9 protein-coding genes are annotated in these 10,185 nt (G+C 60.3%); 1 reads left to right on the top strand and 8 read right to left on the bottom strand.

What is annotated here, in order from left to right; genetic code table 11:
- Window positions 1-307: 307 nt before the first annotated feature.
- The 3 genes from AAA138_RS08785 to AAA138_RS08775 all read right to left on the bottom strand — a co-directional run bounded on the left by AAA138_RS08785 (window position 308) and on the right by AAA138_RS08775 (window position 3,192).
- The gene (locus tag AAA138_RS08785) at window positions 308-1,708 is read right to left on the bottom strand and encodes a phosphoglucomutase/phosphomannomutase family protein (RefSeq protein WP_349090496.1); all 1,401 of its coding nucleotides are present in this window, start codon (window positions 1,706-1,708) and stop codon (window positions 308-310) included.
- Window positions 1,709-1,863: 155 nt separating this feature from the next.
- Window positions 1,864-2,757 (bottom strand): homocysteine S-methyltransferase family protein, encoded by an 894-nt coding sequence (locus tag AAA138_RS08780; RefSeq protein ID WP_349090495.1) that lies wholly within the window; start codon window positions 2,755-2,757, stop codon window positions 1,864-1,866.
- Window positions 2,758-2,769: 12 nt separating this feature from the next.
- A complete protein-coding gene (locus tag AAA138_RS08775) occupies window positions 2,770-3,192 on the bottom strand; it encodes a metal-dependent transcriptional regulator (protein ID WP_161160665.1) in 423 nt (140 codons plus the stop codon).
- Window positions 3,193-3,312: 120 nt separating this feature from the next.
- Here AAA138_RS08775 and pepT point away from each other — a divergent pair, with 120 nt between their 5' ends.
- Window positions 3,313-4,560 (top strand): peptidase T, encoded by a 1,248-nt coding sequence (pepT, locus tag AAA138_RS08770; RefSeq protein WP_349090493.1) that lies wholly within the window; start codon window positions 3,313-3,315, stop codon window positions 4,558-4,560.
- Window positions 4,561-4,812: 252 nt separating this feature from the next.
- Here pepT and AAA138_RS08765 read toward each other — a convergent pair whose 3' ends face one another.
- The 5 genes from AAA138_RS08765 to atpG all read right to left on the bottom strand — a co-directional run bounded on the left by AAA138_RS08765 (window position 4,813) and on the right by atpG (window position 10,185).
- Entirely contained in the window at window positions 4,813-6,042 is a 1,230-nt protein-coding gene (locus tag AAA138_RS08765; RefSeq protein WP_161155773.1) for an LCP family protein, read from the bottom strand.
- Window positions 6,043-6,054: 12 nt separating this feature from the next.
- Window positions 6,055-7,338 (bottom strand): UDP-N-acetylglucosamine 1-carboxyvinyltransferase, encoded by a 1,284-nt coding sequence (gene murA, locus AAA138_RS08760; RefSeq protein WP_195192808.1) that lies wholly within the window; start codon window positions 7,336-7,338, stop codon window positions 6,055-6,057.
- 88 nt (window positions 7,339-7,426) lie between these two features.
- Complete coding sequence (gene atpC, locus AAA138_RS08755; protein WP_117630038.1) at window positions 7,427-7,819, bottom strand: ATP synthase F1 subunit epsilon; 393 nt, start codon at window positions 7,817-7,819, stop codon at window positions 7,427-7,429.
- Window positions 7,820-7,822: 3 nt separating this feature from the next.
- Entirely contained in the window at window positions 7,823-9,277 is a 1,455-nt protein-coding gene (gene atpD / locus AAA138_RS08750; protein WP_006235717.1) for a F0F1 ATP synthase subunit beta, read from the bottom strand.
- Window positions 9,277-10,185, bottom strand: coding sequence for an ATP synthase F1 subunit gamma (gene atpG, locus AAA138_RS08745; protein WP_195192806.1), 909 nt, complete (start codon window positions 10,183-10,185; stop codon window positions 9,277-9,279). The genes atpD and atpG overlap by 1 nt, the downstream gene beginning before the upstream one ends.

Below are 10,185 nucleotides of genomic sequence, written 5' to 3'. Positions count from 1 at the left end.
GGCCGCCTCTCGGCGGCCTTGCGAAAAACAAATCCAAGTTAGACCATTTCAAATGGTTCGATGTCTGCCCGGATGCGACACATCTGGTGTGTCCATCCTCGCAGTATCCGGTTCTCAAGGTGCACGCTCTGCGGCTGATCCGGTTGCACCGGGCCGCGCGGCAAGGAGATATATTGCCAGACCGGAGGGCCCCCGCGGGCGGGAATCTGGGCGTACACATTTCCTACACATATTTAAAGCCAACTTACGTTTGCCAGCCGTTCTCTACCGCTCACCGAGGGTCTCTTTATAGTGAAGCGTCATATGGCTAAAGCTGATAGGCTCCCTTAGCCAAGGCACAGCCGGCATCGAGCAACTCATCGCGCTCCTCCACCGAGAACCCCTCGGCGTATACGCGAACCACCGGTTCGGTCCCGCTGGGGCGGATCAACAGCCAGGTGTCATCCTCGAATGCCAAACGTAAACCATCCATATGGCTTACAGCCTGTGGCGCCTTGCCGCAAATCGATTTGGGATTCATGCCGGGAAGCAGCGTTCGCAGCGATTCGGCGTCTTCGGCCTCAAGGCGCAAATCGCGACGCCCATAGCTCGTCTTACCAAAACTGGCCTCGAGCTGATCGACCAAAACGCCTAACGGCGCGCCCGTCTTTGCCATAAGCTCACACAGAATCAGACAAGCAAGGATTCCATCGCGCTCGGGCATATGCGCGGCGATGCCGATACCGCCGGCCTCCTCGCCTCCCATGAGGACGCCGCCCTTCTTCATCTCTGCAGCTATATATTTGAAACCGACCGGCTTAACGGTCACGCGACAGCCAAGCGCCTCGGCAATGCGGCGCACGAGCGTCGAGCACGAGAGATTGACGACGACACGGCCCTCCAAATTGCGGAATTGAACGAGGTCGCCCAGAACAAGCGCCATGATTTGATGCGGATGTATATATCTACCGCGTTCGTCGACCGCGCCGATACGATCGGCATCGCCGTCGGTCACCAGGCCCGCGCACGCCCCGTCCACGACAACCGCACGCTCGCAAGCGTCCACCCATGGCTCAACAGGGTCGGGGCAAATGTCCTCTTGATCGGACGACTCTCCGGCATGAATCTCGTGCACCTCGACGCCTAGCTCCCGCAGCAGGTCGGCAAGATATCCCTGGGCCGCGCCGCCCATGGGGTCAACCACCACACGCAGGTGAGCGGCTCGAATGGCCTCGGCATCGACAAACGACGCCACCGCCTGCATATAGTCAGGAATAATATCCGCGGTGCGATAGCTTTCCTCGATCCCCATCGGCTCGGGGGCCATGGTCTCTTCGAGCTCTTCGATGACATCCTGATTGGCCGTCGAGCCATCTCCCATGCGTAGTTTAAGGCACAGATACCCCTGCGGATGATGGGACCCCGTCACCATGAGCGCACCGCAGGCCTCGCCGTCATACGCCGCCGCCCACGTGAGGGCGGGGGTCGGGACAGGCCGAGATGCGAGCACTGCGTCCAATCCGTGAGCCGCAAGCACGCCTGCCGCAAGCTCAGCGAACTCGCGCGCCTGCGGCCGGGTGTCGAACCCTATATAGACTGTTTTGCCGGGATTGGTCTTTTGCCACAACTCGCCGACGGCATCGGCAATGCGGGCAACGTTGTCGGCGGTAAAGTCGTCGTCGACGCGGGCGCGCCAACCGTCAGTTCCAAAATGAATTATCGCGCACACGCGCAGACACCTCACAGTGTTTGGATCATGGTACGCATGGGGTATACCCGCAACACTCGCCCAGCAACCTGCCAAAACCGGCATTCACTATTTGGGCAAATGCTACCGACGATGTGCAAGCAAAAAAACCGCCCCGTATGGAGCGGTTTTGACCTTTATATATCGAGCGCCTCGGCCATCGCCGCCGTGGTGATCGCCGTGGTTCCACAGCAACTGCCCACCATTGCGGCACCGGCATGCCTCCATTCGATGCAAGCACGCGCGAAGGCTTCGGGGTTCTCGCGCCACACAGGACCATCCTGTGTTTGGACCGGATCACCCACGTTGGGGCGTACCGTGACGGGCGTAGTCGCCGATGCAACCATCCTGGGCACCGCCACGTTCGCGGCCGCAAGTGAACAGCAGTTAACGCCAACCGAGTTTGCGCCGTGCTTTTCGGCGTACAAAACAGCAGCCTCGATGTTGAGGCCATCGCCTAGCAGGTCGCCTTTATCGTCAACGACAAAACTTACCAAAACAGGCATGCCGTCGGCGGCATCCTGGGCGCCGGCAAGCATGGGCTGCAAATTACGGATAGACGTCACCGTCTCGATCAGCAGACCGTCAACACCAGCATTGAGCAGGGCGTATGCCTGCTCTCGCGAAATGCCTCGGATTTCTCGATACTCGGCAGAGTCTTCGGCAAACCACTCAATGCCGATCGGGCCCATCGAGCCCAGCAGCAGCTGAGGGTGCGCCTGGCGCGCATCGTCGACGGCACCGCGATTGACCTCAGCCACGGACGGCGTAATCTGATCTTGCTTGAGGGCGTAGCTTGATGCCTGAAAGGTATTGGTAATGAGCACCTGCGCACCGGCGGCGACATACAGGCGATGGATACGAGAAACAGTCTGCGGCTCGGCAAGGTTCCAAAACGCCGGTGGGATGTCGGCGGCATCGTATTCACTCATCAGCACGCTGCCCATGGGGCCCTGCGTCAACAGGGTCTCGCTCGACATACGGCGCATAAGTTCCTCGTCGCCGGGGCGGTTGTAATAACTCGTATCCATATATGTGTTTCGCTATTCCTCGACGCTGATTCCCTGTTTTTCGAGATAGGCGAGCCAGCGGCTCATCGTGTCCTCGGAAAGCGCATGTTCCATCATGCACGCCTCGGAATCGGCCCGCTCAAAATCGACGCCGAGCTCCTGAACCAAAAACGTGCGAATAAGTCGATGACGGTACCAAATAGCCGTGCCGACCTCGCGACCACGGTCGGTCAGGATGACCTTGCCGTAATGCGATTGCTCGACAAGCTCGGACGCCTTAAGTGCCGAAACTGCCTTATTGACCGATGCCTTGGAGACACCAAGACGCTGCGCGATGTCGACCGATCGCACGCCATTGGTCTCCCCTTCTTCGCTTTCGATGCGAACCATGCACTCCAAGTAGTCTTCGTTCGCCACCGTTAGGTGCAGCTCGCGCGAGCTATTTGTCGTATCCATGACCTTCCGTCCCTTCTGCGTTCAAAGGCTGATTCTACCCCATCCAAGTGTCGCGGTATGCCGTGGCATACCGTGCTAGAGTTCTTGTTGCACACGACGACCAAGATTGGAGCTGTCTTTATGGAAAACAACGCCACGAACCCCGACGTCCTCGAGCGCTTTTTGCGCTACGTCCAAATCAACACGCAATCCGAGGATGCAAACTGCGACCAGGTGCCTTCGAGCACCGTTCAGTTTGACCTTGCCAACATCCTGGCCGAGGAGCTGCGCGAGCTTGGCGCGGCCGATGCCCATGTGACCGAGCATGCCTACGTGTGCGCGCATATTCCTGCGAGCGCGGGCGCGGAGGACAAGCCCGCCCTGGGCCTGATCGCACACCTCGACACCACCGAGGTTGCGCCGGGTGCCGGCGTGAAGCCGCACATTGTGCACTACGAAGGCGGCGACCTGGTCTGCGGCACCGTTGACGGCAAGCCCGTGGCCATGAGCACCGCCAAGCTTCCCGCCCTGAACGACCTGGTGGGTGAGGACCTGGTCTGCAGTGACGGCACCACACTGCTGGGCGCTGACGACAAGGCCGGCGTCGCCGAGATCATGGCGCTTGTCGCGCGTATCGCTCAGGACCCCTCGCTGCCCCACCCCGCACTCGGTATTTGTTTTTGCCCGGACGAGGAGATCGGTCACGGCGCCGAGCTGTTGGATATCGAGGCCTTTGACTGCAAGTACGCCTACACGGTCGACGGCGGTCCCGTTGGCGAGCTGGAGTGGGAGTGCTTTAACGCCGCCGAGGCAACCGTTCGCTTTGAGGGCCAGTCCATCCATCCCGGTGACGCCAAGGGCCGCATGGTCAACGCGGGCAATCTGTTCTGCGACTTTAACGCGCTGCTCCCTTATGCGCAGCGCCCGGAATACACCGAGGGCTACGAGGGCTTCTATCATCTTGAGGGCGTGTCTGCAACCGTCGACCACGCTACGGCGCGCTATATCGTTCGCGACCACGACGCGGCAAAGTTCCAGCAGAAGCTCGCGCTGATTGAATCTGCCGCAGCCCTGCTCAACCAGCGCCTGGGCGAGGAACTCGTGACGGTCGAGATCAAGCAGCAGTACCGCAACATGGCCGAGATCGTACGTGACTACCCTGAGCTTATCGATGTCGCCAAGGAAGCCTACCTTGCCTGCGGCATTGAGCCCCAGGTGCTGCCGATTCGCGGTGGTACCGACGGTGCGCAGCTGTCGTTCCGCGGCCTGCCCTGCCCCAACCTTTCCACGGGCGGCTACTGCTACCACGGCGTCAACGAGTTTGTCCCGGTCAGCTCGCTCATCAAGATGACTGACGTTCTCCAGGAACTCGTCGCCCGCTTCGCATAAGCCTGGCTGCACAAGCCTAAAAGACGAATCGCCCCGTCCTCAACCGAGAACGGGGCGATTTTTGGTGCAAGGGGTGTAGTCGGCATCGCTGGTTGAATCAACGTCAGCGAGCGACGTCCAGAGCGAACAAGTTGGCATGAAAAAGGCAGGGCATTGACCTTCTGGTCATGCCCTGCCTTTTGAATGACAAATTGTCGCTCTGGGCGGCGCGCAGCGTCGAGCCGTTACGCGGGCTGGTAAGCCCGCGTAACCCTAGTAGTTGGCTTCGTAGCCGTTGCCGTCGCCGGTGGGCTCTTCGTAGTAGTCCGAATCGCTCGAATCAGTCGAATCGTCCGAATCGTCAGAGCTGACCGATGAGGTTGCGGTGCCGTTGGCGTAATCGTCGGACGTGTTGTTGTTCAGGTCGCCGATCGTAGAGCTGGAGCCATCGGACTGGCCCATGGTATTGGGGCCCTTGGGATCCTTACCAGCGTCGACGCGCTCCATCATTTCCTTAAGCTCGTCCTCGTAGACAAAGACGTAGCTCACGCCATCAATCATGGTGCTGGCATCGGCATACGAAGGCAAGTTGGCCGAATAGATGCCGTCAACATCCATGCCGCGCATGGCATTGACCGTAGAGACGATGTCCTGAACGCTCATATCGGTCACGAGCATGTCGGACAGCGAATTGACGAGGTCGAAGACCTTGGTGGCATCGAAGTTGTTGAGGATCTGGTTGGCGAGGGCGCCGAGCACCTGACGCTGGTGGCGCATGCGCGTGTAGTCGCCATCGGCATAGATGTAGCGGCAACGGGCATAGGTAAGGGCGGTCGCGCCATCCATGTGCTGCTGACCGGCGGTGATCTTAATGTCGAGATGCTCGGGGTCGTCGACATCGTCGGTTGCGTTAATGTCGATGCCGCCGACCGAATCGATGAGCGACTGCATGCCGTCGAAGCTGACCTCGGCATAGTGGGAAATCTGGACACCGCACAGCTCGTTGACCGCCTGGACCATGGCTTCGGCGCCGCCGTAGGTATGGCAGGCGTTGATCTTCATGGTCGAGCCGTTGTAGACGACCTTGGTGTCGCGCGGAATGGAGATGAGCGTCGCCTGTTTTTGCGTGGGGTCGATACGCGCCAGGATAATCGAGTCGGCGCGGTATGTATCCTCGCCCGGGCGACCGTCAGTGCCAAGGAGTAGCACGTAGAACGGGTCCTTTGCCTCGTCGGTATCAACCAGGATCTGGCGCAGGTTGTCGGTAATGACATTGGAATCGCCGAGCTTGCCCATAATGGTGGCAAACCACAGGCCGGCGGCAGTCGTAGCGCTCAGCAGCACACCGAGCACAGCAATGAGCGCAACGCGGCGAACCGTATGACCGCGACGGCGCTGACGGGCGCGCTCGGAATAGCGGGCAACGTTATCGCGGCTATAAATTTTTGCCTGAGCGCCGGTCGAAGGTCTTCGAGATTCCGTAATGGGCTTTTTCTTAAACATAGGCAACCTGCATTAGTAGATGACGGGATCGGGAACAGTGGCGTGCTCGACATGAGCGCCAAGCGCCTGCAGCTTTTCAACAAACTGTTCGTAGCCGCGCTTAATGTGATGGATGGCCGAGACCTCGGTCGTGCCGTCGGCAATGAGGCCGGCGACGACGAGTGCCGCGCCACCACGAAGATCCGGTGAGGTTACCTGAGCGCCGGAGAAGCCCTTGACGCCGTGAATCATAGCGTGATGGCTCTCGATGCGAATATCGGCGCCCATGCGCACCAGCTCGGATGCAAACATAAAGCGATTCTCGAAGATATTCTCGGTGATAACGGAGCTGCCGTCGGCCAGGGCGGAAAGCACCATGATCTGCGCCTGCATATCCGTGGGGAAACCGGGGAACGGGAGCGTCTGGATATCGACCGGCTTGATGCGCTCGGCACGGTTCACATGGACGCCATCCTCGACGCGCTCGCAGTCGATGCCCATGAGCTCCATCTTCTTGAGCACCATGCCCAAGTGAATGGGGCAAAAGCCTGTGACGTCGACACCGCAATCGTCTGCCATCAACGCACCGGCAACGATAAAGGTGCCGGCCTCGATGCGGTCGCCCACCACGCGATGGGTAACGGGATGTAGCTCTTCCACGCCCTCGATGGTCACGACGGGTGTGCCCGCGCCGACGATCTTGGCGCCCATCTCGTTGAGCATGTTAGCGAGATCGACGATCTCGGGCTCGCGGGCGGCATTATCGATAACCGTGGTACCCTGCGCGCGCACGGAGGCCATGATGAGGTTCTCGGTCGCACCGACGCTGGCGAACTCGAGCGTGACGGTGGTACCGTGCAGGCCCTGGGGCGCGTTGGCGTTGATATAGCCGTGGGCGGTATCGAACTCAACGCCCAAGGCCTCAAGACCCAAGATATGCATATCGATCTTGCGAGCGCCCAGGTTGCAGCCGCCGGGCATGGCGATCTTGGCGCGATGGAAACGGCCCAGCAGGGGTCCCATCACGGCAGTGGAAGCGCGCATCTTGGCAACGAGCTCATAGGGAGCCTCCCAGGAATCGACCTGAGAGGTATCAATCTCGAGCGTGTGCTCGTCGAGAACATCGATCGTGGCGCCCATACCCTTGAGCACCTTGCCCATCACGTGGACATCGGAAATATCAGGCACGTTCTGCAGCGTCGTCTTGCCCGGCGCCAGAAGCGTTGCCGCCATAAGTTTGAGCGCGGAGTTCTTGGCACCCGAAACAGGCACGGAACCTCCGATGGCGTGGCCACCCTCAACGCGGATAATATCCAAGGTCTACCCTTTCAAAAAGCATGCCCGGGGTGGCTGAGCCATCCCGGGCATGATGTGTTCGCAAATGGTCGAACGCTAAAACGTCTGACTATTGGGCAAGCTTGAGCTTACACCATGCGATTTCATTATAGAGGTAGGCGCGGCGTGCATCATCCTCCGACAAATTACCCAGCTTCTCTTCAAAACCTTGAATATCAGCTTTAACCTTGTCGGCGTCGACGGTCGCCAAATCGCAAGCGCGCTCGGCGAGGACGGTCACGACATCGTCCGCAACCTGGGCATAGCCGCCGGCCACGGCAAACGTGTGGTCGACAGTGCCCATGGCCTTATCGGAAACGCGAACGTAACCGCGGTCGATTGTGCAGATTTCGCTGGAGTGAGCAGGCAGAACGCCAAACTCGCCATCCGTGGACGGAATCGACACAAACGCAGCGTCGCCCTCATAGGCGCAGCTCACGGGGCACACGATGCGGATACGCATAACCTACTTCTCCCCCATCTTGCGGGCGCGCTCGCGCACGTCCTCAATCGTGGAAGCATAGCGGAACGCCTGCTCGGGCAGGTCATCGGCCTTGCCGTCGACAATCTCGGCGAAGGAGCGGACGGTATCCTCGACGCGGACATAGACACCGGGGTTGCCGGTGAACTTCTCGGCGACGTGGAAGGACTGGGAGAGGAACTGCTGGATCTTACGGGCACGGTTGACCGTAAGGCGCTGCTCCTCGGACAGCTCGTCCATACCCAGAATGGCGATGATGTCCTGAAGGTCGGAGTACTCCTGCAGGAGCTCCTGGACCTTGACGGCGACACGGTAGTGCTCCTCGCCGACGATCGAGGGATCGAGGGCGTCAGAGGAAGACGCGAGCGGGTCGATGGCCGGGAACAGACCGAGCGACGAAATGCTACGCGAAAGAACCGTGGTGGCGTCGAGGTGCGTAAACGTCGTGGCAGGCGCCGGGTCGGTCAGGTCGTCTGCAGGGACGTAGACAGCCTGGACGGAGGTAATGGAACCCGTCTTGGTCGAGGTAATGCGCTCCTGGAGGTCACCCATCTCGGTAGCCAGCGTAGGCTGGTAACCAACGGCGGACGGCATACGACCCAGCAGTGCGGAAACCTCGGAACCGGCCTGGGAGAAGCGGAAGATGTTGTCGATGAACAGCAGAACGTCCTGGCCGCGATCGCGGAAGTACTCAGCGGTGGTAAGGCCGGCCAGACCGATGCGCAGACGCGCTCCAGGCGGCTCGTTCATCTGACCATAGACCAAGCAGGTCTTGTCGATAACGCCAGACTCGCTCATCTCGAGGAACAGGTCGGTGCCCTCACGAGTACGCTCGCCGACACCGGTGAACACCGAGGTGCCGCCGTGCTCCTGGGCGAGGTTGTTGATGAGTTCCTGAATCAGAACGGTCTTGCCGACGCCGGCGCCGCCGAACAGACCCGTTTTGCCACCACGGATGTAGGGCTCGAGCAGGTCAACGGCCTTGATGCCGGTTTCGAAGATCTCGGTCTTGGTGGTGAGCTCGTCGAAGCGGGGCGCTGCATGGTGGATGGGATAGAACTCCTCCACCTCGGGCATGGGCTTACCGTCGACAGGCTTGCCCATGACGTTCCAAATGCGGCCGAGCGTCTTGGGACCAACGGGCATCTTCATGGGCTCACCGGTATCGGTGGCGATGAGGCCGCGCTGCAGGCCGTCGGTCGAGGACATGGCGACCGTGCGGACGACGCCGCCCGGAAGCTGGCTCTCGACCTCGAGGATCGTGCTCAGATGACCGATCGGGGTCTCGGCCTCGACCGTGAGCGCGTTGTAGATCGGGGGCACCGCACCGTCAAACTTGACGTCGACGACAGGTCCGATGATACGCACGATGCGACCATCGCCGGCAGTCGTCTTCTTGGTGGCTTCCTCGACCGCAAGCTTTACGGTGTTATTAGCCATTACTGTTCCTCCAATGCTGAGGCTCCGCCGACGATCTCGTTGATCTCGGTCGTGATCGAAGCCTGGCGCACGCGACTATACGTGCGGGTAAGGGTCGAGATGATCGCGGTGGCGTTTTCCGTCGCGGAGTGCATGGCCTTGCGGCGCGCACCCTGCTCGGCAGCCGCCGAATCGATCAGGGCCTGGTAGATGACCGTCAAGATATATGACGGTACAAGCTTGCCGAGAACATGCTCGGGAGAGGGCACGAACTCGAACGTGGACGAGATGCGCTTAGGGGCGTCGGTCTCGTTCTTACGCGGACCGTGGGCCATAGCGATCATCTCGGGGTCGAGCGGCAGCAAATGCTCGACGCGAAGCTCCTGATCCACGCGGTTCTTGGCGTGGTGGTAAACAAGCTCGACGCGGTCAAGCTCACCGGCACGATACGCATCGCAGATATGAGAGGAGATCATGCGGGCCTGATTGAAATCGGGCTCGGAGGAGTTGCCCTCAAAGTGCATGGCGACGTTTGCGCGGTCGCGGAAATACGTGGCCGGTTTGCGCCCACACGCGATGATCTCGCACTCGATGCCGTCGTTCGCCCAAGAAGCGGCGAGCTTTTCGGCCGTGCGCTCCACCGTCGTATTGAAACCGCCGGCAAGGCCGCGGTCCGAAGCAATGACGACAATCAGGCCATGCTTGACGCTCTCATGCTTCTGCAGCATGGGATCGGTGCCCGAGCAGGAGGCGTCGCCGGCAACCGTCAGCATGACGTCGGTCAGCGCCTCCTTATAGGGCTCGGCCTGCTTGGAGCGATCGAGGGCACGACGAATCTTGGCCGTAGAGACCATCTCCATCGTGCGCGTGATCTGCTTGGTCGTGGTAACCGAGGAGATTCGCTTCTTAATGTCGCGAAGGTTGGCCAT

Source organism: Collinsella sp. CLA-JM-H32B, assembly GCF_040098065.1.
In the GTDB taxonomy this organism is placed as follows: domain Bacteria; phylum Actinomycetota; class Coriobacteriia; order Coriobacteriales; family Coriobacteriaceae; genus Collinsella.
Note: the sequence above shows the minus strand (reverse complement) of the source record. Positions and strands in the feature narration are given on the sequence as shown.